Source organism: Falsihalocynthiibacter sp. BN13B15, from assembly GCF_041205415.1.
Classification (GTDB): domain Bacteria; phylum Pseudomonadota; class Alphaproteobacteria; order Rhodobacterales; family Rhodobacteraceae; genus Falsihalocynthiibacter; species Falsihalocynthiibacter arcticus.
The window spans coordinates 162,470-188,651 of sequence record NZ_JBGFCE010000003.1; the positions used below are offsets into that span (position 1 = coordinate 162,470).

The window sequence follows — 26,182 nt, forward strand, 5'->3', positions numbered from 1 at the left end:
CCATCCGGCGTGAAGATTTATTATCTATTTCATTCGGTGGGTGTCACAAAGGAACCCTGTCCAGCTTTTCCTGAAATCTCGCCGTTCAAAAATACCGTATTACCAGCTAGAATGGTCTGCACAACCTTGCCTCGCAACTTGCGCCCTTCATAAAGATGCGCCACCTCGCGGGCATGGGTGTGAAGCGTATCAGCGCTAATTGTTGTGGTCGCGTTCAAATCAACAAGGGCGATGTCGGCAGCACTTCCGGGGAGCAAGGCACCCTTCATCGGATAAATGCCGTACCGCTTTGCTCCGTTGGCACAGATCAAATCATGCGCTTTCTTGAGCGTAAAGCGCCCATTAGCAGCGGCATCAAGCATGGCGGGCAGAATAAATTCAATTCCGGGTACGCCGGGTGGCGCTGTGGGGAATTTACCCTCGGCGGCCTGTTTTTCCGCTTTGGCAAAGGGTGCATGGTCGGTAGTGACGTAGTTGATCACACCGTCCGCTATGGCCTGCCAAAGGGCATCCCTATCGGCGGCGGTACGGATAGGCGGATTGACTTTGGCATAGACGCCCACTCGGACCACATCCTCTTCGGTGGCAAAAAGATACTGCGGACAGGTTTCTGCGGTGAAATCCGAGGTTCCGGCAAAGCCGCGCAAAACGGCGACGGTTTCGGCACTGGTGACATGTGCAATGTGCAGCTTGGCCTGTGCCATGATGTTCATCGCAAGGAGTTTGGCGACTGCCACAGATTCACAGACCGCAGGACGCAGTTTTCCGTGGGTGTAGCCATCGGCGGGATCGAGGTCTTTGCCTATCGCTTCAAAATGCGCGAGCAATGACGCGCTTTCGGCGTGCACGATCAAGGGTCGACCAGTTTTGGCAAGGAGGGTCAGCGCTCGAAGCTGGTCAGCTTCATCGGGGAAGGCGAGACCCTCAAATTCATCCTCGCGCCCAGCTGGGGCAGGGGTGGTGAAAATCTTAAAGGCAATCGCTCCAAGAGCCATCATTTCATCGCGCGAGGCTTCGGTAAGGTCGCCTGCGGCAGCGTAAAGGGCGAAATCTACGAATGTATTCTCGTCGAAATGATCGCGCCTGCGCGCCAACTCGGCGGGCGTCGAGCAACACGGTTTGGAAATTGGCATCTCGAAAAACGTCGTAACGCCGCCTGCCGCACAGGCGCGGCTTTCAGATTGCACAGAGCCGCGTTCAGGGTAAGCGGGAGCGCGGACGTGGAAATGAATATCCACAATTCCAGGCAAAACGGTGAGACCCGTGGCGTCAATCTCTGCGATAGCCTCTGGCGCGGTGCCGGGGGTATAAACCCCCGCCACTTTACCATCAGCAAGGCCTAGATCGACCATATGTGGCCCATCCGGCAACAGCACAGTGCCGCCCCGGATCAGCGTGTCGACTGGTTTGGCACTCATGATTTCAGACCCAATTCGGTTAGAGCCTTTGCTACACCGTCAAGATTCTCAAGCTTCATTGAGGCATAGTTTGGCGACAAAACAACCCCGTCACCACCAGCACGATAGGTCGCCATGACCGAACGATAGGCAATGTCCGGTGTGCATTTTGCTTGGTCGGCCCGTACCCGTGGCGCATCAATGCCAAGGCCCATAAACACCTTCGCTTCGCCATGAACACCACGCACAGCGTCGGCACATTGGTTGAAAACATAAGTGTCGGGGTCAAGCCCGTCCTGAATAACGCTCCCAAGCGCCGAACCTTCAACATTGAGAATTCCATCAAGCACTTTCATCGCCGTTTCCGGATCAAAGTCGCGCATGATTGTCTTCTGGAAGAAACCGAATTCCTTAGCCCAAATCTCGCCTGACTGGTGCTGATAAGTGATCGGTTTGACCCAATCAGCATAAAGCGTTTGCTCGTACCAAGGCCACTGTGCGCGGCGAAAGATGTTGAAATGATTGCGGTTCCAGACGTTGAGGCCGAACGGCATGTTGGGTTTGCACCACTTCACAAGGCCATATAATTCGCGATCAAGGTCTTTGTTGCGTTCCAGCCAGAACTTCTCCCAGATCAACACTTCGGGGTTTTGCATGAGAACGCGCAAAAAGGTCACAAAAGCACCATCGTCGAACTCTTTGCCTACGAGGGCGTCTTGCATATATTCATACATTGCGATGCAGGCGCGACGACAGGCTTCCACGTCGATGCCACGCGCGATTGCCTCATTACGCGACGCTTCCGAGAAATCACCCGGTGCCTCACCCTGCATCATTTGATCCAGTGGTGAGTTGCGTTCATTGCACCACATTATGCCGTCGATATCGTAGTTGCGCACTTGATCCTCGATTATCGCGTGCATCCAGTTGCGATAATCAGGGTTCGAAGTTGAAGGTTCGTCTTTGCGGCGGCCAAAAACGTCGACTTCCATGCAATTGGCAAGGTTCGGGATTTCGATGTTGTTGACCGACCCGTGACCCGCATATTTGAAGAACGGTTCCATCAGCTCAACATAGACCTTCATGCCCCGCTCATGTGCAGCGGGGACCACAAGGTCGAGGATGTCAATGCCTTCCATTTCCTTATCGGTGGCGCGGAAATCCTTGATCAATGTTTGGCTGTAGTAGCGCGGATCAGGGTTGAAATAGGCGCCGCCCTTCATTGTGAACGGCTCTGGCACGCCATGATCAGGCCAACCGTCCAGTTTGTGGCTGATGCTGCGTCCGGTTTTTAGGCCAAGCCATGAGACGGTGCCCAGCATAAGAACGTTGACCCCCACGCGATTTTGCAGGGTATCCAGAACGGTATCTACACCCTCATCGATAAAGCTGATCGGGCTGACTTGGATGCCGACAAACTTTTCGGCTGCGTCGGGTTTGGTTTGTGCGCTCATGCGGCGACCCTCCGTTTGGCGATAAAGCTCTGGATGCGGCTCATAGCCTCTTTGATCCGATCAAGTGGTTGCAGATAGGAAATGCGGATGAAATCGCTTTCGGGCTCGCCAAACATATCGCCGGGGAATAGCATAACGCCAGTTTCACTCAAAAGTGCCTCGCAGAAGGCAGCGCCTTTCATACCGGTCGATGAGATGTTGGTGTAGATGTAGAATGCTCCACCCGGCGCACCGTATGTTAGGCCCGCATCGGTGAGCGCCGTCATCAAATAGGCGCGCCGTTCGGCATAGTCGGCGAAGGTTTTGTGCATCTCGTCCTGCGGGCCCGTCAACGCGGCCAAAGCGGCGAATTGCGATACAGTACAGGTGTTGATCGAAAGTGTGTGACGCGGTTCGATCAGTTTGGCCACGAAATCCGCAGGGGCCGCCATATAGCCAACTCGCCAGCCAGTCATTGCGTAGGTTTTAGAGAACCCGTTCAACGTGATTGTCCGCTCTTTCATCCCTGGCAAAGTGGCCATCGACAGGTGCTCATGACCCGGATAAATCAGCGCAGCATAGATATCATCGGCGATGATGAGAATGTCATGCTTGATGGCCAAATCGGCGATTTTACGGATCACATCGGGGGGTGTCACAGCGCCCGTCGGATTGTTGGGCGAAACAAGAACAAACATCCGTGTCTTATCCGTAATTCGCTTTTCGATCTCGTTAACGTCGAGGGCAAAATCATCTTTTTGATAGGTCGGTACAGGCACTGGAATACCGCCGCAAAGTTTCACGGCCGTGTCATAGGTCGTGAAACGAGGGGAGGTGATCAGCACTTCATCGCCCGGTGTAACAAGGCCCAACATGCAGAGCATGATGCTTTCCTGCACACCCGCTGTGACGATGATTTCGTCGGGTGTATAGTCGAGCGCGTAACTGGTTTTCAGGTTGGCACAGATGGCTTCTCGAAGTTGTGGCAAGCCATTGGGACCAGTGTAATGGTGTTCGTTGGCGTCTAGAGCGACCTTTGCCGCCTCAACAATATGACCTGGGGTGTGGAAGTCGGGATCGCCGCGTCCCATAGCGATAACGTCAGTCATTCCTGCGGCAACACCCATCATTTTAGAGCGGAAAGCCTCGTCTTCCATGACGATGCGCGGGGCCGTGCGTGCGGCGAGGGGAGATTTGTTTGTCATGGTTCAGTGCATCCTTTTGCCGTCAATAAATGTCATCTCGACGCGCTCGAGCGCGGTGAGGTCTTCGTCTGGGTTACCGTCGACGACGATTAAATCGGCGAGTTTCCCTGCTTCTAGCGTACCAAGGCTATCGCCAAAGCCGTTCAGTACAGCGGCGCGCGCCGTAATAGAGCGCAGCGCGTCGAGGTTGTCGCGACAGACGCCAACTTCGACCATAAAGCCAAGCTCCGGTACGATCCGGTCATGTTCAACCGCAGGACTGCCTGCATCGGTACCAAAGACGATGGGAACCCCGGCTTTTGAAGCTCGAACGAGTCCGTCAAACCGGCTTTTGTCAGCAACCGCTTTTTTGCGTTCTTCGATCTTCCATTCGGGAATACCAAAGGCGCGGGCGATGTCTTCATTGGCCTGAATGACCAAGGCCGAGAACGTGGTGACAATCGGAAGTTTGCGGTCAATCAAAATCTGAATTGTTTCGTCTGACATCGATCCACCATGTTCGATGCAATCGACACCCGCCTCGGCGACGCGGCGAATACAGGCGTCATAGGTTGCGTGGGCCGTCACGGGAAGTTTGTTGCGATGCGCCTCGTCGATGACGGCGTGAAGTTCCTCGTCCGTGAATTCCAGTGTATCGTGGCAAGCCATAATCTTGATCAGATCGGCCCCGCCGCGCACTTGCTCGCGAACTGCACGACGCATCTCATCAGCGCCCGAAGCCTCGCGACAAACCCAATAGGTATGGCCACCTGTCTGAATGATGCTCTCGCCAGAAACGAGCAAACGGGGGCCAGGGAAAATGCCTTGCGCCACGGCCTGTTTGGTAAAGAGGTTGGCATCATGCACGCCCAAATCGCGCACCAGCGTGATGCCAGCACGCAGCGACTTAATCATATTGCCCGCGGCCTTGTAGGCGCGCATTTCGGGTTTATCGTGCATTGACTGCCACGATAATTCATGGATTCCATCCCAACTTAGGTGGGCGTGGCTGTTCATCATTCCGGGCATGATTGTCTTGCCAAGCGTGTCAATGATCTCTGCACTGGCAGGGGCGATCAGATCAGCACGTTTACCGACTGCGGCGATTTTGCCATCTTTGATATGGACGAATCCGTCCTCGATGACTTCATTGCCAACAGCCGTAATAACACGGCCATAAAACACCCGTTCGGGCGCGGGAGCATCGAACATTTTTTTTGTGATTTTTTCGTATTTCCAAGCAGCTGGTTCTGGCATGGTGGGCTCCTAAAATTGGTTGGATCAGATGGCGATGACGCGAGCGTCAATCGGGGTGTTGGTTTGAAAACGCGAAGGAATATCGACGCCAGTCTTGGTGAAGATCATCGTGTTGATGGTGCGGTAGCCGTCGATACCCGGGCGATAGACTCCCGGTTCGTTGGAAAAGACCATGTTGTGCAAAGTGCGGGTGGCGTCACCAGGCGCTAGCCAGGGGGCTTCGTGTCCCTCAAGGCCCATTCCGTGGCCAATTCGGTGACGGATAGCAGCCCCCAAACCTGCGGAACGCAGAGCGTCCGCGGCGGCCATATCGACCTTTTCGCAGGTTTCGCCAGCGGCCAATGCGGCAACAGCAGCGTCATTGCAACGCTCCATCGCCTGCATGATCTGACGTTGTTTGGGCGAAATTTCACCTACGATTAACGTTACACCGCTTTCGGCGTGATAGCCGCCAAGACTCGCGCCGATACCTGCAATAACCGTTTCTCTGTGCAGCGGTTGACGGGGAAGAACCGTTCCGTGGGGTAGGGCGGCGCGGGGGCCGGAATGCACCGAGGCAGTGATCCCCATTGGAGTGCCTGCAAATGCGACGCCGTGTTTGGCGAACAGTGCGCCACGCGCGTGGGCCATTGCATCCGCCATCAAATCCTGTTCGGTTCCGCCCTGACCGATGATGTTTCCACCTTCTGCGTGCAGGCGCACAAGGAAACTATCTGCAAAACGGGCGGCTTCGCGGATCAGAACCAGTTCTTCTGGTGTCTTGATCGTGCGCTCATGCATGGCGTGGTCAGTTAGGTCAATGCGGACCATTCGGTCGCGTGCCACATCCAAAAGCTCAGCGCTCAGCGCATCAATTCCAATTGTGCACTGGCCGATCTCGTCAAGCATCCAAAGGACGGGATGGTGAGTTCCGGGGAATTCTTCATAGCAGCGCAGATCGGCGATGCCAGTGTCACCAGCGTTTTCACGCTCCAGTTCCGGCATGAACAAAACAGGTTCGCCAGCGACCGGTAGCCAGAGGCCCATGGGCCGTTCATTCGCAGACAAAAACAAGCCCGATGTATAGGCGATATTAGGAGCGCGCAGTAGCAAAAGTCCGTCAAGTCCGGCCTTTGCCGCACGGTGGCGCAATCGGTCGCGGGCAGCGGCGATATGCGCCGCGCCCAGTGGTTTTAGGACGGAAGAACTCACAGTTCAGCACCGTCATAACGGTCTAGAACTTTGATCTGACAACCGAGTTTTAGCTCTTTGCCAAAGGCGACCAGGTCGGCGAGCACAACATCATCAATGGGTACACCGCCCGCTGATTTCGCTGCTGTACGCCGCGCTTCCTGTTCTCCCGGTACAAGGATTTCGTCGAAACCGGGACGCAAGGCACGGGTCTTGGCCATTTGCATGAATTGTCCCATCCGCGCCTCGTATTCCTTAGGATCCATAAACCATGAGATGTCGATAGCCTGAAAGTAGTGCGATACATCCATCTTCTTGGGGTCAGAGTATGGGGTCAGCCCGAAGCCGCCGCCCGACAAGATGCCTGTCATTGCCTCGGTCATGAATGCCAGACCATAGCCCTTATGTCCGCCAATCCCCAGAAGCGGACCCTTGAGCGCTGCCGCTGGATCATCGGTCTCAAGGCCTTCAGGAGTGATTGCCCAGTCGAGCGGCATCTTTTTGCCCTCACGGATCAGCCAATTCATCATGCCTTTACCGGCCGTTGTGATCGCAATGTCCAAAACGGTTGGGAATCCTTGATCCGACGGTGCCGCGATGCTCCACGGGTTAGTGCCTGTGACGCCTTCACGCCCGCCCCAAGGGGCCATTTCTGGACCTGCATTCGTATAGGCGATGCCAATACAGCCGTGTTCAAGAGCCTGACAGGCATGCACGGCGCTTGATCCATAATGGGTTGAATTGCGCACAATTACTGTACCGATGCCGCCCTCTTTGGCCTTTTTGATGGCCAGCCGCATGGCCTTGGATGCTGCTACGGTGCCGATGCCGTTATGCGCATCAACCAACGCCAATGCGGGGCCTTCCTTGACGATGGACCACTCCGCGCGCGGGTCGACTTCGCCATTGCCGATACGTTCATGATAGCGACGTAGGCGGGCGACGCCTTGGCCCTGTCCGGGATGGAAACGTAGCTCGGAAAAGATCAGGGCTCCGGCAAATATTCCAGCGTCTTCTTGCGTTAGGCCGAGGGCGACAAATCCTGCGGTGACAAAGTTATGCAGGCTGTCGCGGTCGACATTGGTCATTGGTACGGGGGTGCTCATTGCACGATCTCCAGAAGGGGGGCGATGTTTGTGTTGGGCGCGTCATAGCAACCTAGCTGACCAGATGGTGCGGTCATGACGATTGTGCAGCCTGGGCCGTATCCAGCGCGTGGCCCGTCGGTTTGGCCGACAATTCCGATGCTCATTGCGCCACGTAGATAACCGTGGTTGTAGCGACTGTCGGTGTCCTGAAACGCCACGACATCCCCCAGACGCAGGGCGTCTAGGCCCAGATCCTTTAGCGTTGCGCGGTCGGTCGACTGAATGTGAAGCGAGCCACCCTCCGACGTAAGGCCAGCGCCTGCTCCAACAAAATGCGGTGGTACGATGCCCGTAACCCCGATTTTCAAAACGCCGTCCTCGGCTTTTTTCGGTAACAGATCAAACAACGCAGGGGAGAGCGATTTCATCGAGACGTCTGGATGCTCTGGCAAACTCATACCTACCCCCTCGGCGCGGACCATGATTTTGTCATCTACGGCAAGTTTTCGGCGGGTTTCCATATCGAAATGCACGATAACCTGATCGGAAAATCGCCCTGACTTACCAGTAACAATACCCTTGGCACCTTTGGCCGCGCCGCTAACAATCGTCGCGATATTACCAACGCAGGCAAAGACATTAAGGCCGCGATTTTTATTGGCGTCGGCATGCGCGATGCTTACCGACGGATGGATGCAATCACCAGACCAGCCAAAAGCGCTATCCCCCGTCGAAACATTGTAAACAATGCCGCCGAAAGTCGGCCAAAGAAATGCGGTGCCGTCGGATTTGAGGCGATAAGGTTCAGCAGGTAGGGCCGAGAACGCAGGGTTGACGATAGCGCCCATAGCCGAAACGGCAACGATATCAGCGGAATTGGTTGCGACGTTTGTGGTATTGGTCATGTGTTCAGGCTCCTATGGAAAGGTGGTTGGCAATATTGGCAGAGGCATCAATTGAGAAATCAATGCAGCCAGATTGCGCTGTGATGAGGGTCAGGATACCGGGGCCGTGGCCGGTCATGACGGAATCGCCGTGGATGCACAGGCAGATAGACACCGCGCCCTCGCGGTAGGATCGTCCAAAATGGTGATCGGCGTGGCGGATGGCTATGAGGTCTCCAAGGCGCATTTGGTCAATGCCAAGGTCTGCCATCAAGGCGCGATCACCCGACATCAAATCTTGGTCGACATATTCCGCATTTAGTTCCGCGCCCGATCCCATAATCCGGATTGGCAGCTCCATCGCGACAGGGACATGAATGTGGCCCGGTGCAGGTTCCGTGATACCTAGAGCGTGGAAAAGCTTGGGACTCATCTTTTTGAATTCAATGTCAGGGTGATCCGAAAGCTGTAAGCCGCGCCCTTTCGTCATGATCTGTATTTTGTCGCCTGGAGCGAGAAGTTCGTGGGTTTCATCAGAAAACTGCACCAAAATGCGGGCATGCTCGCCGATGACAATGCCTTTGGCACCTTCCGCCATGCCCGATGTGATCATCGCTTCGTTTCCGATGCAGGTCAGGTAATGGAGGGCATGATGACGACCAGAATCACCATCATCATCTATTGAAACTCCCGGTTCGACGTGATCGCCAGCCCAGCCGAACGCTCGGTCGCCACAGTGAACATTATAGGTGATTCCAAACATTCCCGGTAACACGGTCGCGCGGCCATCAGGGTGAGGAATATATTGACCCGGTCGGACCGAAGGCGTCGTTACCATGCCGCTTACGGCCATCTCGACAAGCGTTTCTTCGTTGGTTTTCAGGCTTGGCATCTGTTGTGCTCCTTGTCGTTATTTAGAGAGGTTGATCTGGTGGCCACCTTGATGAGAGGCAACTTTGCTATGATTTACTGTTGACTTTCAGCGTCTGTCTTGTCACCAGTATATTGTCGACATTCTGTCACTACACGATGGGATACACGAGAGTGACTGTTAGTCAAGTGCCGTGAACAGGGAGAGGTCTGATAAATCGGCGTTCCCGGCGGTGCTAAAGTATACTTAGCGAAGGGCCAATTTAATGAGCTATGCCGATCTATTGAACGTCACTGGGCGGGTAAACGATTTTCTGAACGCGGGTTCTATCCTGTCATGGGACTCGCGCACCATGATGCCGCATAAAGGTGCCGCGTCGCGGTCTAAGCAGTTGGCCACATTGGCGGTAGCTGCGCGCGACTTGCTATGTTCGGATGAAATGAAGCGCGCCCTTGATGGAGCGCGCAAAGACGTAGCGAGCAAGGAAGAAACCTCACCTGAAGCGCGCATTGTAGTACAAGTAGCCGAAGCTATTGATTATCACGAACGCATTCCTGTAGAGCTTTTGCACCGCAAGACAGAGCTAGGATCCGCGGCGCACGGCGTTTGGGCCGAAGCGCGCGAAAAGGCAGATTTTTCGATTTTTGCGCCTGCATTGACCACTATGGTGGATATCAACCGCGAAATGGCCGAGGCCATTGGCTATAAAGATCATCCATATGACGCGTTGATGTACCGGTTTGAACCAGGCACGACAATTGCCGAACTGAACGTCCTGTTCGCCCGTTTGCGCGAAGGGATGCAGCCTTTGGTACAAGCAATTGCAAATGCGCCCAAGCCACGGTCGGACTTTTTGTTCCGCGACTATCCGGTAGACAGCCAAATGGCTTTTGCCGAGAAAATGGCCGAGCGGATTGGCTATGACCTGTCGCGCGGTCGACTGGATACGACTGTCCACCCCTTTGAAGTTTCTTTCACCCGCGATGACGTGCGCATTACCACACGGGTAAACCGCAAATATATGCCAATGTCCTTATTTGGTGCGCTGCACGAGGCTGGTCACGCGATGTACGAGCAGGGTGTTGATCCAGATTATACGCGTACGCCACTCGCAACCGATCTTATCAGTCTTTATGCTGTTGGCGGCGTTAGTTTTGGTGCCCACGAGAGCCAGTCGCGCCTTTGGGAAAACCATGTCGGCCGGAGCCATTCGTTCTGGAAAAACCACTTTGAAGACATTCGCGCCGCCTATCCCGGCACGCTCGATGACGTATCGGTTGACGAGTTCCACCGTGCGATAAACCGTTCCGAACCGAGCCTGATCCGCGTAGAAGCAGACGAACTGACTTATGACTTCCACATTATGTTGCGGGTCGAGTTGGAAAGTAAGCTGATCGACGGATCTCTCGCCGTGGCTGACCTTCCAGAAGCATGGAATGAAGCAATGAAATCTACTCTTGGAATAGATGTGCCCGATGACGGGCAGGGCGTATTGCAGGATGTACACTGGTCTTCTGGCCAGATCGGAACTTTTTGCAATTACACCATAGGGAATGTCATGGCGGCCCAGCTGTTTGATACAGCAGTGACCGCCGAACCTAACATTCAGACAGCCCTTGATGGCGCGGATTACACGCCGTTGCGAGATTGGTTAACCAATAATGTTGCCACCCACGGGCGCAGATTTACGCGGGATGAGTTGTTGCAGAACGCGACCGGACGCACACTCGATCCCGAGCCGTACCTTCGCTACCTGACAGCGAAATACAATGAAATCTATAACTTGGCCTAGGTCGAGGGAGGTGAGGAGATGAAAGATATGACAACCCCGAACGCAAATCGTTTAGCAAAAAGAGTCAAGCTCGCGGACGAGCATTTGATCACCAAGATGCTCAATATCGCCGATGGTTTAGACGATGTGATCAAGCTGGGTCGAGGCGATCCAGACCTTGATACGCCTGCACATATTATTAAAGCAGGCCAAGAGGCGCTGGCCAACGGCGCCACCCACTACACCCATCCTTTGGGCATCCTACCTCTGCGCGAGGCCATCTGCGATAATATCCGCGAATACGGTGGTGCCGATTACGCCGCTGACGAAATTATGATCACTCCTGGTGGCCAGCATGGTATGTTTGTCATTGCCCTGTCGCTACTCAATCCCGGCGATGAAATCATCGTTCCGTGCCCGGGCTACAACCCTTATAGTCAGGCCGCCGAACTATCAGACGCGGTGGTCGTGAAAATTCCAATGGGTATGGAAACCAACTTTACGCTCACAGCCGATATGATTGCACCACATATCACACCAAAATCTAAGGTTCTGGTTCTCATCAACCCCAACAATCCAACGGGTTCGGTTACACCGCCGGATGAGGTTCTGAAAATTGCCAAACTGGCAGAAAAGCATGACTTAATTGTCATTTCTGACGAAATTTATTCTCGACTGGTTTTTGGAAATCACAAGGTTTTGCCTGTTGCGGCGATTGAAGGCATGAGAGAGCGGACAATTACACTTTCCGGTTTTTCAAAGGCCTACGCGATGACTGGATGGCGCATTGGCTATCTGGCTGGTCCGCGTGATCTCATAACGCCAATGTCAGAAGTCAATCATGCCTTTGCTATCTCAACTGCCGCGGTCAGCCAGCACGCCGCCCTTGCCGCAATGACAGGCAGTCAAGACTGTGTAGAAGATATGCGCCAAATCTATGACGGTCGCCGTCAGGCGATCTGCGATGGGCTAGACGCAATGGGCATGTCTTATGCCGAGCCGCAGGGGGCATTCTATGTCTATGCGGATGTCTCAAGTCTGAACCTTGGCATCACTGCAGGCACATTCTGCGAACGGCTTTTGGCCGAGGGGCGTGTCATGATGTACCCCGGTTCGATCTACGGTGACCATACCGATGATTTCGTACGCATGTCGATGACACAGCCCGTTGAGCGCATCCGCGAGGCGATGAACCGTATGGCCGCTGTCGTTGCCGCGATCCGCAGCAGCACCACCTGATTTCCTAAATTTCCAACAGAAAAGATTCAGATATGACCGTCAAATCCGACAATCCGAACGTAAAAAGAATTCAGCACATGGCATTTGCAGTACGTGATGCAGAGGTCACTCTCAAACAATATTCAAAATTTTTGCAAGTACCAGAAGATACAGAAATCACTCTTTTCCCAAAGTCGGGCAACAAAGTTGCGATCTTTTTCTTGGGCGGCACTGAATACCAGCTTTGCCAGTCTACCGAAGAGGGTGGAAGGTTTGACGCGTGGATCAAAGAACGTGGCGGTGAAGGTCTTCATCACATTTGTTACGAGGTCGACAACATCGACTCCGCGCTAGCACACGCACAGGTCCAAGGCGCATCTTTGCGCGAATGTAAGGCCTGCAAAAAAACTGGTAGTCACGCACACCCGGAAGGGTGGGTCGCGTTCCTCGACAATGACGCAGGCGGTATCGAAATCGAGTTTATGCAGGTTTACACACCAGAGCAATTGAAGGCATGGGAAGACGGAGGGGCAGAAGCAGTATGAGTACGCAAGCTAACACCCCGCTCAATGTCGGCACTGCATCAGCTGCGCCTGGTGAGGTCGCACGCGGTTATATCGCTGCGGGCAAGCTCGCCGGTGGCGTCAGCGTTGAAATCCCAGTTGTTGTCATCAATGGTGCAAAACCGGGACCCGTATTTTGGGTCAATGGCGCGATCCACGGCGACGAACCTGAGGGCCCGCTGGCCTGTATGCTTGCAGGAAAGCGGATTGATGCCGCTACCCTAAGTGGCGCTGTTGTTATGGTACCAGTGGTTAACCCCATCGCATTTTCCGCCGCAGAACGTGGTAATCCGCTCGATACATTTACCTATGATATGAACCGGATCTATCCAGGTAAGCCAAACGGTTATTTCTCGGAACGCGTGGCCGATGCCCATTGGCAGGCAATGAAAGATGTCGCCGATCTGGAAATCTCTATCCACTCGGGTGGTTCACATTCCTTCCTCGACAAGGCAATTTTTGTCGATGAAACCCCAGAAGCGGTGGAACTTGCTAAGGCCATGGGTGCGGGTTGGGGTTGCATTATGTCTTCCTTCAATCCATCGGGAAGCCCGATGGCTGCGCTAAAATCCATTGGCAAAACAGGGATCACTGTTGAACTGGGGGGGCGCTCTGCTACATCGCCCGAACGTTTCAGAAAGGTCGGAACGGACTTGGCCGATGCGATCATGAATATCCTCTATCATTACAATATGATGGATGGCACGGCGGTTTATCCAGATCCCTGCTATATTGGTCAACAAGAGGCATTGCTTGCCCCCGCATCTGGCATTTTCCTACCAGCTGAAGGCGTGGATTTTCTAACCATGATGAAAAAGGGCGACGCTATTGCAACCGTCGTTGATGTCTTTGGCGACACTGTTGGGGAATTGCACGCACCTGCCGATGGTATGTTTTTTGGTTTGCGCGCCTTGCCGAATGTGAACGAGGGCGACTGGTGCTGCTTCTTCTGCAAAGTGGAGGGTACCCGTGATTGACCAACACACAATCCTTCGCGTGTCGGCATGAACCGCGCACGCGATTTGGCGGGCTATGGCGCACATCCGCCTGACGTGCGCTGGCCCGGTGGCGCGGGTCTGGCTTTGAATTTTGTGATCAATGTTGAGGAAGGGTCTGAGTACTCTATCGGTGACGGCGACGGAATGTCTGAAAGTGCGTTGTCAGAGGTGCGATCGAGCCGCATTTCTAAAGGTGATCGTGATCTCGCGGTCGAGAGTATGTATGAGTATGGTAGTCGCGTCGGTTTTTGGCGCCTTCTTGATCAGTTCAAAAGTAGGGGTCTTCCCGCAACGGTATTTGCAAGCGCACAGGCGTTGGAAAGATCGCCCGAAATAGCTCAGGCGATTGCAGATACAGGCTGGGATATATGCGCCCATGGATGGCGTTGGGTTGAACAGTACAAGCTGGAACCTGAAATCGAACGTGTACACATCGCACGGGCCTATGACAGCATTCTGAATTCCGTGGGTCGACCACCCAAGGGCTGGTACTGTCGCTATTCTCCCTCCACAGCTACCCGCGGATTGGTTGTGGCGCACGGGGGCTATGCTTACGACAGCGATGCATACAACGATGATATTCCCTATTGGACTCGAGTTGACGAACAGGACCATCTGATCGTGCCTTACACGATGACGATGAATGACACAAAATTCCTGTCCGGCGATGTCTACACAGGCACAGATTTTGCCAGCTATCTGATTAATAGTTTTGACGTCCTGCACGCAGAGTCGGCGCATAAACCGCGCATCATGTCGGTGGGTTTGCATCCGCGCATCATTGGCCATCCGGGGCGGCTTTTTGGCCTCATGCAGTTTATGGACCATGTCCGAAAGGCCGAAGGCGTGTGGATTACTGGACGTGACCAGATCGCCGAACACTGGCGTTCTGTGGTTCCCGTAAAGGGGGCCTCGTGACTGGGCTACACATCTCTCTTCTTGCACCCGACGCGGCCTTGTTCGCGCCCTTTGGTAAGTTCATATCCCCCCCCGACGCAGATGGGCAGCGCCGTTTCTATAGCGAGCAATTGCATGACCGGCCGAGCGCCTCTGCCCCAGTATTGCACACCAATCACGTCGCGCCGAAAAGTTTACCAGCCACCATCGATCAGATGGAGCGCCACCCACATGCGGCGCAAACTTTCGTACCTATGGATGTCTCACGCTATGTCGTGGTGGTCACACCAACAGGTGAGGATGGAGCGCCCCTTTGCGATCAGGCGCTTGGTTTTGAAATGCCCGGCTCCTTGGGTGTCATTTATCATCCTGGCGTGTGGCACATGGGTGCGATGGTTCTTGATCGCGCAGGACATTTTGCCGTGCTGATGTGGCGCGGTGGTCCTCTACCAGATGATGAATTTCGAACGATTTCCCCCATAACAATCGGCTAATCCGATTAAACAATTATCTCAAGGAACCAACACGATGACGCCGCGCAAAATTGAACTTTTCGTCCCCGCTATTACGCCTTTTTTGGAAGATGGCACATTGGATACTCCGCGTTTTGTTGCCCACGCGAAAGCACTTTTAAACAACGGCGCGCATGGTTTGGCACCGTTCGGAACGACCAGTGAAGCGACCTCGCTAACCTTGACTGAACGGATGACGGCGCTAGAGGCGCTTGTCGATGCAGGCGTATCGACAAATCAATTGATTCCCGGGACGGGCTGTACCTCGATCGCGGATACAGTCACCCTTTCTGCACACGCAACAACACTAGGGTGTCGTGGTGTTTTGATGTTGCCACCTTTCTACTACAAAGGCGTTCCAGAGGATGGTGTTTATAACTTTTACGCCGGGGTGATTGAGGCCGTGGCTGAGACCACACCCGGTTTGCGTGTTTATCTCTATCATATTCCGCAGATGTCGGGTGTGCCAATCTCATTACCCCTGATTGAACGGTTGTTGGCTCGTTATCCAAACGTCATTGCCGGTCTCAAGGACAGCTCTGGTAGCTGGGATAACACCAAGTCAGTAATCGAGGCATTTCCCACAATTGATACTTATACCGCTTCGGAGGCGTTGATACCCGAGAACGTGGCGGCTGGGGGTGCAGGCTGCATCAGCGCAAGCTCAAATGTCAATGCGTCCGGCATTCGGCGCCTGATTGACGGTCTGGGTAGCGCTGATGAGGCTGATCTTCACAAACAGGTCAGTGGGGTGCGGAAAATATTCGAGAGCCTACCTTTGATTCCCTCCATCAAAGCTGCGGTTGCGGTGCAAAAAGGCGATTTTGCTTACGCAATCGTGCGCCCACCATTTGTTGCGTTAGATACCGACACTGATACGCCCAACGGCGCGGCCATTGCCGAGGCGGTACGACTCGCCGGACGCCAAGAGTGATGGCGTTGACGCTTAATATAACGCCTTTGGTCATCATCGCAGGAGCGGGCGCATGACCAAAGGAAACGCCCTTGTGACGGGGGCAGGCGGTTTTGTCTGCTCTGAGGTTGCACTTGCATTGGCCCGAGCGGGATATCAAACGATCGCGACCGATCAGTTTTTTGATGCTCAGACAGCTCAACGTCTGTCACATTTACAGCAATTTGAAGCACCATTAGGTGCGGCGCTAACAACGCTCCAAAGCACCAAGTTTGAGGTGGTTGTCCATGGAGCCGCACAGACATCAGGACCAGAAAGTACGGGGCAGACGAGCGCGGCACATATCAAGCTCAACACTGATTTGCTTACTGCAACACTTGATTATGCGCGAGAAGTGGGGGCAAAACGGTTTTTATTCCTCAGCTCAATGGGCGTCTTTGCGCCAGATGATATGCCACAGCCTTGCGGGCGGATGACCGAGGCAACCCTCCCAAGCGGAACATTTCCCTATGCCGCCGCAAAACGTGCGGGCGAAATCCTAACGCATGGCGCGCGGGATGGTGCGATGGAAACGCTTAGCCTGCGACTTGGGAATACATTTGGGCCGCATGAAGCGTCGCGGCCATCAAGGCAAGTTGTTTGTCTGGTGTCGCGAATGATTGCCGCTGCGAAGTCGACTGGGTTGATCAACGCACCAGCTTTGGGATATGCACGTGAATGGTCTTGGCTCCCTGATCTTGCTGACGGAATAGCCCGCTTGATGGGCCAATTTCCAGCTTCCGATGTTTCTGTATTGCACGCGGGCACACCACCGGTACTGACTGCGGCAGATTTGGCTCAGGTTATCGCTCGCCGTATTCCAGGTACGACCGCTGCGTTGCACCTCGCAAGTAGTGAGAGCGTGTTGCGCCCGCCCATGGCCAGCGAACAAACCTCAGTCATGAACGACATTGTTTGGACACCGGTTGAAGTTGCGCTTGATCAAATGTTGCGCCTGAAGGTGTCAACATGACGACGCTGCGCGTAATCATCGTGGGCCTCGGTGCCCGTTCTCGGACATGGATGCAAGTTCTGACAAATGCGGCTGCGACACAATTGGTTGGCCTTGTCGACCCAAACCCTGACGCATTAGAACATGCTTCGACGCTCGCACCCTATGCGCTGTGTGGACTTGACCTCGCGTCGATGGACGGGGTTGAAGCCGATGTTGTCTTGCTGTGCACGCCTCCCGCTGGGCGCGAACAGCAGATGGAGTGGTGCTGTACCCGCGGTTTTGGAATATTGGCGGAAAAGCCTCTAGCGACTGATCTTGTGACCGCCGCACGCTATGTTGCCATGGCAGAGGCGGCAGAGGTTCCCCTGATCGTCGGTTTGAATTTTCGCTATCTTGAGGTAACGCAAAAGATGCGCGCGCTTTTGCACAGTGGTGCTTACGGCAAAATGGGGTTCACGCGGTTCACCTATGAGCGCTGGCGTGACGGCACCCAACAGCATCTGAACAAATACCCACTCACCATGGATCAGCCAATGTTGTGGGAGCAGTCAATCCACCACTTTGATTTGATGCGCTATGTTTATGGCACAGATGCACGGCGTATTTCGGCGCGGACGTTTAATCCCGAATGGTCAATGTATGCAGGTGATGCAAATGTTTCGGCTCTCATTGATTTTAAAAACGACATGCATGCCTCTTATCTTGGCACATGGCAGGGCGGGCTCGACCGACTTGATTTTGACTGGCGCACGGATTGCAGCGAAGGCGTAGTCGCGCAACGCGGTATGTTTGATGATTTATATGCTGGAAAACGGGCCGATGGCGAGCTTGCTCCGATCGCGTTGCCACCCCATGAACAATGGATTTCTGACGCCACCGCCCTTTGGGCAATGTGCCATGCCGCCTTTTGCGGCACCGGCCCTATCGACTGCTCGGGCCGAGATCACCTTCAGTCGCTGATGATGGTACAGGCCTGTATTTTGTCGTCGGAGCGAGAGGCTCCCGTCGACCTATCTGAAATAGAAGCGAGCCTCCCCTCGCTAAAAGTATCTTAAAGGAATGAACATGCTAAATGTCGGTATAATTGGGGCCAGTTTCGCCCGTGACGCCTATCTTCCTGCGTTTGCACATATTGAAGGTGCACAAGTCACGGCACTTGCCTCGGGGCGTTTGTCGAGCGCTAAAGCCGCTGCCGAACCTCATGGTATTACAAACGTCTATGACGACTGGGAGGCGATGATTGCCAACCATGAATTTGACCTTGTTTGCATCGCAACCCCGACCAATCATCACGCCTCCATGGTGCAAACCGCGTTGGCGAATGGCGCGCATGTACTATGTGAAAAACCAACTGCAATGAATGCCATCGAGGCGCGTAAGATGCTGAGGGCTGCCCGCTTGGCCGATCGGTTACATATGGTGGATCATGAGCTGAGGTTTAACCCGACACGGGTGCGGATTGCCGAAATGATCGCCGCCGGTGAATTAGGCGATATCCGTCACGTCAATATAGCCAATATCGGGGCTTCTTGGGCCAACCCGTCCTCCCGACCAAAAGGTGACTGGTGGTCAAATGCGGCGATGGGTGGTGGTCGCTTGGGCGCAAATGGATCACATCAGGTTGACCTTTTGCGTTGGTGGCTTGGCGAAGAACCGACATCGGTGATGGGGCAAGCACTGACCGTGGTGCCCGACCGTATCGACCCTAAAACGGGCGAGGCTTGGACGGCCACCGCAGATGATTTGTCACATTTCACTCTCGAAATGACATCGGGTGCAATCGCCCAAGTGTTTATGAGCGGTGTCGCAACTGCCAATATTGGCAATGACACACAGATTTTCGGCTCTAAAGGTACCCTCACACTGTCGAATGGCGATGAGCGGTTGTATTTTGCCAAAGCAGGAGAAAAGGATTTTTCTGATATCAGTGTGGATGATCCCAATGCTGGTCTGGAAGGGTTGAACAAAGGTATCTGGAATGTTTCAGTTTTGGCGGCCCTCCAAGAGCTGACAGGTGCAATTGCTGAAAAGCGGCAACTCAAACAGGGTGCTACATTCGTCGACGGCCTGCGCAATCAACTTGTGCTCGACGCAATTCACACTTCAACCGCAAGTCGCCGCTGGGAAGATCTTGATCTCGCGGCAGTGGTCTAATGGGTCGTCCTCTCGCTGAACAAAGGGTCGTTATCACCGGCGCTGCCCATGGGCTTGGCGCAGCGCTTGCACGCGCCTTTGCGGTTGCTGGATCACGACTGGTGTTGATTGACCGCGACGCAGACGCACTTGCCAAGCTGGGTGAAAGCCTAAGTGGCCAGGTGCAATTGATACAGGCTGATCTAGCGGATGCGACGGCTACAAAAACCGCGATTGAGAAGATCGATCCTGCACGCGATCCGATAGACACCCTGATCCACAATGCTGCGATCCTTCGACCCGAACCATTTGCCCAAGTCAGCTACGCGACGTTTCGTGCAACTGTAGATGTGGGTATCCAGGCGGGGTACCTGTTATCGCAAGCAGTCTGGCCGCAGATGCTCAATCGTGGTGGAGCATTGATTTTTGTATCATCACAATCGGGGATCAAAGGTTTTGCAGATGAAACCGCTTATTGTGTAGCTAAACACGGACTCGAAGGCCTGTCGAAATGTCTCGCACTTGAGGCGCTGGACCGCGATGTAGTCGCCTGTACGATCACTCCCGGCATGGCGATGAATACGCCCATGTCCGAACAAAATTATCCGCCGGAACTCAAGAAAAAGTGGGTCGATCCTGACGTACTTGCAGCGGCCTTTCTGCATATAGCCCAATCGCGCGATCCAAGTTTTTCGGGACAGAGATTGAACGCTTGGGAATTGTCAGAACAACACAGGAACCCATCATGACCCAAAACGCTATGCAAGAAATTTATGATTACATTGACGCAAATGCGGACGCGTTTGTCGCTGATTTGCAGGCATTTGTTCAGCAACCTTCGATTTCGGCACAGGACATTGGCCTGCGCGAATGCGCGACGTTAATCCGCGATATGATGCATCGCGACGGTCTTCCTGCAGAGTTTCAGGAGCTGGAGACCGGTCCACCGGTTGTTTACGGTGAAGTCCATTCGAAATCCTCTAAGACATTGCTGTGCTATTCGCACTATGATGTACAGCCCCCAGAACCGATCGAGGATTGGACCCATGGAGGACCATGGTCCGGCGCAGTCGTTGACGGCGTGCTCTATGGGCGCGGTGCGACCGACAACAAGAGTGGTGTTCTGGCTTTCAACAAAGCTGCAAAGGCATTTCTTGCCGTGCGTGGTGAAGTTCCTGTGGGCCTAAAACTCTTGATCGAAGGCGAAGAAGAGATTGGCAGTCCGAATCTTGGCCCGTGGGCCAAGAAGAACGCCAAAATGTTAGAGGCGGATGGCATGCACTGCCTTGATGGTGCGCTGGAAATTGGTACCGGTGCGGGTGTACCCGATGTGTCGCTTGGCCTGAAGTCGGTCCTGTTTGTCGAATTGATTGCCCGAGGGCCGCGAACCGATGTGCATTCTCTCAACGCGCCTTTGGTGCCCAATCCCGTCTGGGACTTGATTCATGCGCTGGCTACGATCATGGACCGCGATAAAAACATCCTGATCCCTGATTGGGCCGAAGGTATCTATCAACCTAATGACGAAGATATGGGGTACCTCGCAGACAAAGCCGCGCGGATAGATTTTGGTGCGCTCAAGGATGAATTAGGTGTCGATCAGTTCGCACTTGGTCGCGACGGCGTTGATGCACTAAAGGCCCGCACCTATGAACCGACGGCTAATATTCAGGGAATTACAGGCGGCTATACTGGGAAAGGCACCAAAACGATTGTGCCCTCGGAAGCGCGCGTACGGATGGATTTCCGGCTGATTCCAAACATCTCGCCCGAAAAGGCAATGGAAAAGCTAAAAGCACACCTTAAGGCAAATGGTTTTGACAATATCGAAGTTAAGGGTGAGCCACGGGTGGAAGAACCCTACAAAATTTCGGCCCGTGAAGACATTTCGATCTCAATCATCGCTGCCGCGCACGAAGTTTATGGCGAACCGCCGATCGTCAACGGCGTCTCAGCCGAGGGAGCGATCCTTAAGCATGTCTGGATTCCCTGCGTTCTGACGGGCTTTGCCAATCCGGGGTGCAATCTGCATGCGCCAGACGAGAATATCCACGTCGATAAATACATTCGCGGTATCAAATATGCCGCTGCAATCATGGAACATTTTGGCCGGTCCTAAGGCCGCATCAATGAAGGAGACTGCGCAATGGCACAAGTCGACATCGCATTTGACACCTACCACGACTACGACGCGCTAACCGCGCATTTGCATGCGCTCGTCGCAGCATACCCAGAGCTTGCGACGCTACGTTCCGTCGCCAAATCGTTTCGCGGGCGCGAAGTTTGGTTGATGGAACTTACCAACCCCAAGACCGGTGCGCCGGAGAGCAAGCCCGGGTTTTACATCGACGCGCAAATCCATGCCGAGGAACACGCAACCAGCGCCACCGCGCTTTATGCGATCTGGTATTTATTGAGCAACTACGGCACTGACGAGGAGGCGACACGACTTCTGGATCAGCAAACTTTCTACATCTTACCCCGCATCAATCCAGACGGTGCGGAATATGCACTTACGGCACCCTATCATCCTTGGTGCGGCAACGGACGCTTCTTGCCGGGCGAAGATCGGATCGACGGGCTGATCCCGGAAGATATCGATAACGATGGCTTTATTGTCAACATGCGGGTGCGCGATCCCAAAGGTGAATGGAAAATCAGCCCCGATGAATCTCGCCTTTTGGTTCAGCGCGAACCGGGTGAGGAGGGTGGAGAATACTACCGCCTGTATCCTGAAGGCTTGATCCGCGATTATGACGGTGTCGATGTAAAGATCGTTCCGGGGCATGACGGAAATATGAACCGTAATTTCCCAACAAATTGGTCGCCACAGGAATATGGTGCGGGACTATATCCACTGTCCGAACCTGAGGCCAAAGGCATGGCCGACGTGATCCTTGATCACCCCAACATTTGCGGCATGTGTGCTTATCACACCCACGGTGGCATCATTTTGCGACCCAGCATGTTGAAAAATGACGCAGATATGAGCGCTGCTGATTTGTCGCTTTATAAAGCGCTGGGCTCGGTTGGTGAAAAGCTGACCGGCTATCCAACGATATCCACTTACGAAGAATTCACACCCGATAAATCCAAGGCGCGACATGGCTCGCTCAAGGATTGGGTGTATGAAGAGATGGGGATCATCTGCTTCTCGACTGAACTTTGGGATATTGAGGTCGCTGCAGGTGTTGAGAAGGACGGATATTACAATCTCAATCCGCGCGATGCAGATACTGAGCGCAAGCTGTTTGACTGGGTCGTTGAGAATGTAGGGGATAAGGGATTTCGTGATTGGAAAACATTCGATCATCCCCAACTTGGGGAAGTCGAAATCGGCGGTATGGTCTATATCTGGAGTTATCGCAATCCACCGGGTAAGTTGCTCGAAGAAATTTGCCACAACAACGCTATGTTTAACTTGCGCCACGCGGCTTCCGCGCCTCGTGTCCTGTTGGATGAAGTCAGTGTTGAGGCCCTGGGCGCCAATTTGTTTAAAGTTGAAGCCACAGTTTCGAACCACGGCTACCTTCCAACAAACCTTTCAGATGTCGCCATCGAGAATGGTGTGGCGAAGCCCGTGACGGTTAACATTTCTTGCGACGATGCTGAGTTAGTGATGAACGAACCTACTATTGAAATTGGGCACCTTGCGGGTCGAAATGAGCGCCGCAACGCCTGGTCCCCATGGGGCCAGCAATGGTCCGCGGTGACGCGCCGCGTAGGTTGGACTATTCGCGCAACAACTGCGAAAGCTAAGGTCACGGTGCAAAGCCGATCCGAGAAAGGTGGGCTGGACGAACGGTGCGTTGAGCTGCAATAAAATTGCCATATGACCGTAGTTTCTGTCTAGAACGCCGTCGTTTTTTTTAGAGGAAAACTCGACGGCTCACTTGTAGTCAACAGGAATGAAAATCGATTTTTAATTTGATTATACTCCCCTCACTGCAAAACCCGAATATTTTGGTCTGAGATGATGCGAAAATTATCTGTGACTTGTGTTTGAAAGGTTGGCCATTGTTTTGGGATGGTTTTTCGAAAGAACTTCAGAATGGCTTGGGTAAACTGCTTTTGCGTGGGATAGGCGCGATTGTGGGCGACATGTTGGTGCATCACGGCCCAGAGCCTTTCAATTGGATTTAGGTGCGGGCAATAGGGCGGCAGCTGGATCAGGTGGATGCGGCAGTTTTTGCGCGACAGGAAAGCCCTGACATCCGGCCCTTTGTGGTAGGCGGCGTTGTCCCAGATCACGTGGATGATGCGTTTCTTGGGATTGCGGGCCTCGATTTTGGCCAGCAATTGCACGGCGCTCACGCCATCCACTGTGATCGGCGCGACGAAAGGCGTATCGAAGGTTTCAAGGCTCAGCGCGCCGTGAATGTTGACGCGGGCGCGACCTGAAGTGGTTTTGAGCGTGGGGTTTGTACCTTTCATCACCCAACCAAAGGCGGGTTTGCTTTGATATTCTGGATGCACGGCGTCCATTGCCTGACAGGTGTTTGCATGCAAACGCCGAGAAGGTGCGAAGTATACCGCCTCATCATCGGCCAGAGAATTCAACATATTTTCATAAGTTGCGATGAACTCAGCCTGTTTGGCGACATCGGCCACGCGCGGCAGGGCCTTGGGTTTGCGATATTCTAAGCCAAGTCGCGCCAAAAGCTTAACACAGCCTGAATGAGAATAATCCAGATCGAACTGCGCCGTGACATAGGCGCGGATTTCCACCGTGGATCGGCAAAAGCGTTCCTCAAGCCACGCGCAAAGAGCGACCTGCTGCGCGACAGACAGCCGCGATTGCCCGCCTTTCCAACCGTCATAAGCCACCGCATCCCAGCCTTCGGCCAGATATTGTTTGTGCCAGCCACGCACCGTGTCGTCATCAAGGTAAAGCACTTGCGCAATCTCGACACAGGACTTGCCGTCATCCAGCAGTAAAAGCGCATTCGCCCGCCGCGCAACGCCATGATCATCGCGCTGACGCTTCACACAGGCCAGAAGTTCGCGGCGGTCTTCACGGGAAAGAAAATTAGTACGGATCATATCAGAAACAGAATCATTCCCGCCGAAACGTCAACATGATCTTCGGGTACTCAAGGACTCCTAGTGGTATTGTCAGATTAAACTTGTGAGGCCGCTTTTCCCGCTCCAATCTTTTTACAGATTGGGCAATTCTCTATATTTGATTGGCGTTCGCCAAACATCAACAATTGAAACCAGCCCAAGATCCGCGCAAAAAACTATAGCAATTAATTTTAATCTGACAATACCAGAGCGCGAAGTTATGACTGGGATCGGCAAGGTAGCGGTCCAGGTTCCTCGGGTGCGCGACCGTGGGGCGAACGCGGATGGCTCGAAAGTCCGTTTCAACTCGTCGCTTGTCCCGCCCTATTTGCGCAAGGCCAAATCTGTAGAAGAGCTTCTACCGTGGCTTTATCTCAAAGGCATCTCGACGGGAGACTTCAGCGAGGCGCTGGCATCACTTGTAGGACCAGACGCCGATGGATTGTCCGCTTCAACGATCACGCGGTTAAAGTCGACTTGGTGGGACGAATATGAAGCGTGGCGCAAAAGAGATCTGACCTGCTGCCCGGCAGTGCATGCGTAGCATGCATGAGAGGGGGAAAGCGCTACGTCTACATCTGGGCGGATGGTGTCTATTTCAACCCACGTCTCGACGATGATCGTCAATGTATGTTGGTAATTATTGGCGCGAATGAGTATGGTGACAAGGATGTTCTTGGCATAATGGACGGATTCCGGGAGAATGCGGACAGCTGGCGAGACCTTCTCCGCAGCTTGAAGAAACGAGGGCTGACGATTGCCCCCGATCTGGCCTATGGAGATGGTGCCATGGGCTTTTGGACCGCACTGCGGGATGTGTATCCGTCAACGAAAGAACAGCGCTGCTGGGTCCACAAGATGGCCAACATCACCGGAGCGATGCCCAAGACAATGCATGAAAAGGCCAAGGCAGGGTTGCAAGACATATGGATGGCAGAGACTAAGAAGGAAGCAACTGCCGCTTTTGATCTCTTCGTGGAAACTTACGGCGTGAAATACGAACGCGCGGTCAAGAAGTTGACCAAAGATCGCGATGTGTTGCTGACTTTCTATGACTTTCCAGCCGAACACTGGAAACACATCCGAACCACCAATCCCATCGAGAGTGTCTTCGCCACCGTGCGTAACCGAACCCGCAAATCCAAAGGCTGCCTCAGTCGTAAAACCGCCCTCGCCATGGTCTTTAAGTTGATGATGTCAGCCAAGAAAAAATGGCGAAAACTCAGCGGGACAAACCGACTACCTGAAGTCATTCAAGGGGTTGAATTTAAGGACCGGATCGAGCAACTTCAAAACGCCGCCTGATCAGCCCGTCACCAACTTTTGGGCATAACTCCATATTCAGGCCGAAAAAAGCTAAGATCAGCCAAGGGGTGCGAATCCCGAGCTTTGGAAAATAAGTTGCCAGCTGGGTTGTAAAAGGGAAAAAGTTTTGGCCTCGAAGTCCTCAAGCTCCTGTTTTTGTTGATAAAAATGTAGGTAAGTGCAGGTTTCTGTTGCCAGGTACCTGCGAACCCCGCCCAAAGCTGCAAAGCTAGGGGACTAAGTTTTCGATATTTCGAACTGCTTACGCAGCTAGAGCCATCGGAGCGTCGTTGTCATTTGCAACTAGCTTTTTATGTACCGATAACGGTGGTAACTCACCGAGATAAAGCAAACCTCTTTAGACGTTCGTCGATCCTATTTCGACCCCATGATCCCCAAAGAAGGATTTTGGTGGAGTCGCCGGGTACCGCCCCCGGGTCCGATCCGCTTATTACAAGCGCGTTTATATCCATAGTCCCGAAGGACAGTTTTAATGTAGGGCGCGTGTGGCGGAGTTACAAGTGGTTTTG

General features: G+C 53.7%; 22 protein-coding genes, 1 other RNA gene and 1 pseudogene. 14 read left to right on the plus strand and 10 right to left on the minus strand.

The genetic code is table 11. The features are described from left to right. Positions 1-29 precede the first annotated feature (29 nt). The 8 genes from AB9F26_RS06085 to AB9F26_RS06120 are packed head-to-tail and all read right to left on the minus strand — an operon-like array spanning position 30 to position 9,305. Complete coding sequence (locus tag AB9F26_RS06085; RefSeq protein WP_369767581.1) at positions 30-1,418, minus strand: dihydroorotase family protein; 1,389 nt, start codon at positions 1,416-1,418, stop codon at positions 30-32. Continuing rightward, positions 1,415-2,851: a hypothetical protein gene (locus AB9F26_RS06090; protein WP_369767583.1), complete on the minus strand. Its 1,437-nt coding sequence runs from the start codon at positions 2,849-2,851 to the stop codon at positions 1,415-1,417. The genes AB9F26_RS06085 and AB9F26_RS06090 overlap by 4 nt, the downstream gene beginning before the upstream one ends. Further along, positions 2,848-4,035 (minus strand): pyridoxal phosphate-dependent aminotransferase, encoded by a 1,188-nt coding sequence (locus AB9F26_RS06095; protein WP_369767584.1) that lies wholly within the window; start codon positions 4,033-4,035, stop codon positions 2,848-2,850. Before AB9F26_RS06095 ends, AB9F26_RS06090 begins: the two co-directional genes overlap by 4 nt. A 3-nt stretch (positions 4,036-4,038) precedes the next feature. After that, positions 4,039-5,271: an amidohydrolase family protein gene (locus AB9F26_RS06100; protein ID WP_369767585.1), complete on the minus strand. Its 1,233-nt coding sequence runs from the start codon at positions 5,269-5,271 to the stop codon at positions 4,039-4,041. 24 nt (positions 5,272-5,295) lie between these two features. Next, the gene (locus tag AB9F26_RS06105; protein WP_369767587.1) at positions 5,296-6,462 is read right to left on the minus strand and encodes a M24 family metallopeptidase; all 1,167 of its coding nucleotides are present in this window, start codon (positions 6,460-6,462) and stop codon (positions 5,296-5,298) included. Beyond that, positions 6,459-7,547, minus strand: coding sequence for an Ldh family oxidoreductase (locus AB9F26_RS06110; RefSeq protein ID WP_369767588.1), 1,089 nt, complete (start codon positions 7,545-7,547; stop codon positions 6,459-6,461). Before AB9F26_RS06110 ends, AB9F26_RS06105 begins: the two co-directional genes overlap by 4 nt. Beyond that, the gene (locus AB9F26_RS06115; RefSeq protein WP_369767589.1) at positions 7,544-8,434 is read right to left on the minus strand and encodes a DUF4438 domain-containing protein; all 891 of its coding nucleotides are present in this window, start codon (positions 8,432-8,434) and stop codon (positions 7,544-7,546) included. Before AB9F26_RS06115 ends, AB9F26_RS06110 begins: the two co-directional genes overlap by 4 nt. A gap of 4 nt (positions 8,435-8,438) precedes the next feature. Beyond that, complete coding sequence (locus tag AB9F26_RS06120) at positions 8,439-9,305, minus strand: DUF4438 domain-containing protein (protein ID WP_369767590.1); 867 nt, start codon at positions 9,303-9,305, stop codon at positions 8,439-8,441. Positions 9,306-9,549: 244 nt separating this feature from the next. Between AB9F26_RS06120 and AB9F26_RS06125 the strand changes: the two genes are divergently transcribed. From AB9F26_RS06125 to AB9F26_RS06185, 13 genes are read left to right on the plus strand one after another with little or no spacing between them, the layout of a single operon-like run. Further along, positions 9,550-11,076, plus strand: coding sequence for a carboxypeptidase M32 (locus AB9F26_RS06125; protein ID WP_369767591.1), 1,527 nt, complete (start codon positions 9,550-9,552; stop codon positions 11,074-11,076). 27 nt (positions 11,077-11,103) lie between these two features. Then, a complete protein-coding gene (locus tag AB9F26_RS06130; protein ID WP_369767593.1) occupies positions 11,104-12,294 on the plus strand; it encodes a pyridoxal phosphate-dependent aminotransferase in 1,191 nt (396 codons plus the stop codon). Between the two features lie 32 nt (positions 12,295-12,326). Further along, positions 12,327-12,818, plus strand: coding sequence for a VOC family protein (locus AB9F26_RS06135; protein ID WP_369767595.1), 492 nt, complete (start codon positions 12,327-12,329; stop codon positions 12,816-12,818). Further along, positions 12,815-13,813 (plus strand): succinylglutamate desuccinylase/aspartoacylase family protein, encoded by a 999-nt coding sequence (locus AB9F26_RS06140; RefSeq protein ID WP_369767596.1) that lies wholly within the window; start codon positions 12,815-12,817, stop codon positions 13,811-13,813. The genes AB9F26_RS06135 and AB9F26_RS06140 overlap by 4 nt, the downstream gene beginning before the upstream one ends. Positions 13,814-13,840: 27 nt before the next feature. After that, on the plus strand, positions 13,841-14,752 hold the full coding sequence (locus AB9F26_RS06145; protein ID WP_369767597.1) for a polysaccharide deacetylase family protein: 912 nt from the start codon (positions 13,841-13,843) through the stop codon (positions 14,750-14,752). Continuing rightward, positions 14,749-15,225: an ureidoglycolate lyase gene (locus AB9F26_RS06150; protein ID WP_369767598.1), complete on the plus strand. Its 477-nt coding sequence runs from the start codon at positions 14,749-14,751 to the stop codon at positions 15,223-15,225. The genes AB9F26_RS06145 and AB9F26_RS06150 overlap by 4 nt, the downstream gene beginning before the upstream one ends. Before the next feature lie 34 nt (positions 15,226-15,259). Further along, complete coding sequence (locus AB9F26_RS06155; RefSeq protein ID WP_369767599.1) at positions 15,260-16,177, plus strand: dihydrodipicolinate synthase family protein; 918 nt, start codon at positions 15,260-15,262, stop codon at positions 16,175-16,177. A gap of 52 nt (positions 16,178-16,229) precedes the next feature. After that, positions 16,230-17,168, plus strand: coding sequence for an NAD-dependent epimerase/dehydratase family protein (locus tag AB9F26_RS06160; RefSeq protein ID WP_369767600.1), 939 nt, complete (start codon positions 16,230-16,232; stop codon positions 17,166-17,168). Then, positions 17,165-18,205, plus strand: a complete 1,041-nt coding sequence (locus AB9F26_RS06165) for a Gfo/Idh/MocA family protein (RefSeq protein ID WP_369767601.1) — start codon at positions 17,165-17,167, stop codon at positions 18,203-18,205. The genes AB9F26_RS06160 and AB9F26_RS06165 overlap by 4 nt, the downstream gene beginning before the upstream one ends. Before the next feature lie 10 nt (positions 18,206-18,215). Further along, the gene (locus AB9F26_RS06170; protein WP_369767602.1) at positions 18,216-19,304 is read left to right on the plus strand and encodes a Gfo/Idh/MocA family protein; all 1,089 of its coding nucleotides are present in this window, start codon (positions 18,216-18,218) and stop codon (positions 19,302-19,304) included. Beyond that, a complete protein-coding gene (locus AB9F26_RS06175) occupies positions 19,304-20,032 on the plus strand; it encodes an SDR family NAD(P)-dependent oxidoreductase (protein WP_369767603.1) in 729 nt (242 codons plus the stop codon). Before AB9F26_RS06170 ends, AB9F26_RS06175 begins: the two co-directional genes overlap by 1 nt. Further along, complete coding sequence (locus tag AB9F26_RS06180) at positions 20,029-21,402, plus strand: M20/M25/M40 family metallo-hydrolase (protein ID WP_369767604.1); 1,374 nt, start codon at positions 20,029-20,031, stop codon at positions 21,400-21,402. Before AB9F26_RS06175 ends, AB9F26_RS06180 begins: the two co-directional genes overlap by 4 nt. Before the next feature lie 27 nt (positions 21,403-21,429). Next, entirely contained in the window at positions 21,430-23,106 is a 1,677-nt protein-coding gene (locus AB9F26_RS06185) for a M14 family metallopeptidase (protein ID WP_369767605.1), read from the plus strand. A 119-nt stretch (positions 23,107-23,225) separates the two neighbouring features. Here the strand turns inward: AB9F26_RS06185 and AB9F26_RS06190 are convergent, their stop codons facing one another. After that, complete coding sequence (locus AB9F26_RS06190) at positions 23,226-24,326, minus strand: IS630 family transposase (protein WP_369767606.1); 1,101 nt, start codon at positions 24,324-24,326, stop codon at positions 23,226-23,228. 223 nt (positions 24,327-24,549) lie between these two features. On the opposite strand from AB9F26_RS06190, the pseudogene AB9F26_RS06195 reads away from it, so the two are divergent. Then, positions 24,550-25,652 (plus strand): annotated as a pseudogene (locus tag AB9F26_RS06195) (IS256 family transposase); the annotation flags it as partial. A gap of 177 nt (positions 25,653-25,829) precedes the next feature. On the opposite strand, the gene ssrA reads toward AB9F26_RS06195, so the two are convergent. Beyond that, positions 25,830-26,177: a transfer-messenger RNA gene (gene ssrA / locus AB9F26_RS06200) on the minus strand. Between the last annotated feature and the right edge of the window lie 5 nt (positions 26,178-26,182).

Excerpts from the sequence above, each read along its gene's own strand:
- AB9F26_RS06085 (WP_369767581.1), bottom strand. The coding sequence starts at position 1,418 with ATGAGTGCCAAACCAGTCGACACGCTGATCCGGGGCGGCACTGTGCTG.
- AB9F26_RS06090 (WP_369767583.1), bottom strand. The coding sequence starts at position 2,851 with ATGAGCGCACAAACCAAACCCGACGCAGCCGAAAAGTTTGTCGGCATC.
- AB9F26_RS06095 (WP_369767584.1), bottom strand. The coding sequence starts at position 4,035 with ATGACAAACAAATCTCCCCTCGCCGCACGCACGGCCCCGCGCATCGTC.
- AB9F26_RS06100 (WP_369767585.1), bottom strand. The coding sequence starts at position 5,271 with ATGCCAGAACCAGCTGCTTGGAAATACGAAAAAATCACAAAAAAAATG.
- AB9F26_RS06110 (WP_369767588.1), bottom strand. The coding sequence starts at position 7,547 with ATGAGCACCCCCGTACCAATGACCAATGTCGACCGCGACAGCCTGCAT.
- AB9F26_RS06115 (WP_369767589.1), bottom strand. The coding sequence starts at position 8,434 with ATGACCAATACCACAAACGTCGCAACCAATTCCGCTGATATCGTTGCC.
- AB9F26_RS06120 (WP_369767590.1), bottom strand. The coding sequence starts at position 9,305 with ATGCCAAGCCTGAAAACCAACGAAGAAACGCTTGTCGAGATGGCCGTA.
- AB9F26_RS06125 (WP_369767591.1), top strand. The coding sequence starts at position 9,550 with ATGAGCTATGCCGATCTATTGAACGTCACTGGGCGGGTAAACGATTTT.
- AB9F26_RS06130 (WP_369767593.1), top strand. The coding sequence starts at position 11,104 with ATGACAACCCCGAACGCAAATCGTTTAGCAAAAAGAGTCAAGCTCGCG.
- AB9F26_RS06135 (WP_369767595.1), top strand. The coding sequence starts at position 12,327 with ATGACCGTCAAATCCGACAATCCGAACGTAAAAAGAATTCAGCACATG.
- AB9F26_RS06140 (WP_369767596.1), top strand. The coding sequence starts at position 12,815 with ATGAGTACGCAAGCTAACACCCCGCTCAATGTCGGCACTGCATCAGCT.
- AB9F26_RS06145 (WP_369767597.1), top strand. The coding sequence starts at position 13,841 with ATGAACCGCGCACGCGATTTGGCGGGCTATGGCGCACATCCGCCTGAC.
- AB9F26_RS06155 (WP_369767599.1), top strand. The coding sequence starts at position 15,260 with ATGACGCCGCGCAAAATTGAACTTTTCGTCCCCGCTATTACGCCTTTT.
- AB9F26_RS06160 (WP_369767600.1), top strand. The coding sequence starts at position 16,230 with ATGACCAAAGGAAACGCCCTTGTGACGGGGGCAGGCGGTTTTGTCTGC.
- AB9F26_RS06165 (WP_369767601.1), top strand. The coding sequence starts at position 17,165 with ATGACGACGCTGCGCGTAATCATCGTGGGCCTCGGTGCCCGTTCTCGG.
- AB9F26_RS06170 (WP_369767602.1), top strand. The coding sequence starts at position 18,216 with ATGCTAAATGTCGGTATAATTGGGGCCAGTTTCGCCCGTGACGCCTAT.
- AB9F26_RS06175 (WP_369767603.1), top strand. The coding sequence starts at position 19,304 with ATGGGTCGTCCTCTCGCTGAACAAAGGGTCGTTATCACCGGCGCTGCC.
- AB9F26_RS06180 (WP_369767604.1), top strand. The coding sequence starts at position 20,029 with ATGACCCAAAACGCTATGCAAGAAATTTATGATTACATTGACGCAAAT.
- AB9F26_RS06185 (WP_369767605.1), top strand. The coding sequence starts at position 21,430 with ATGGCACAAGTCGACATCGCATTTGACACCTACCACGACTACGACGCG.
- AB9F26_RS06190 (WP_369767606.1), bottom strand. The coding sequence starts at position 24,326 with ATGATCCGTACTAATTTTCTTTCCCGTGAAGACCGCCGCGAACTTCTG.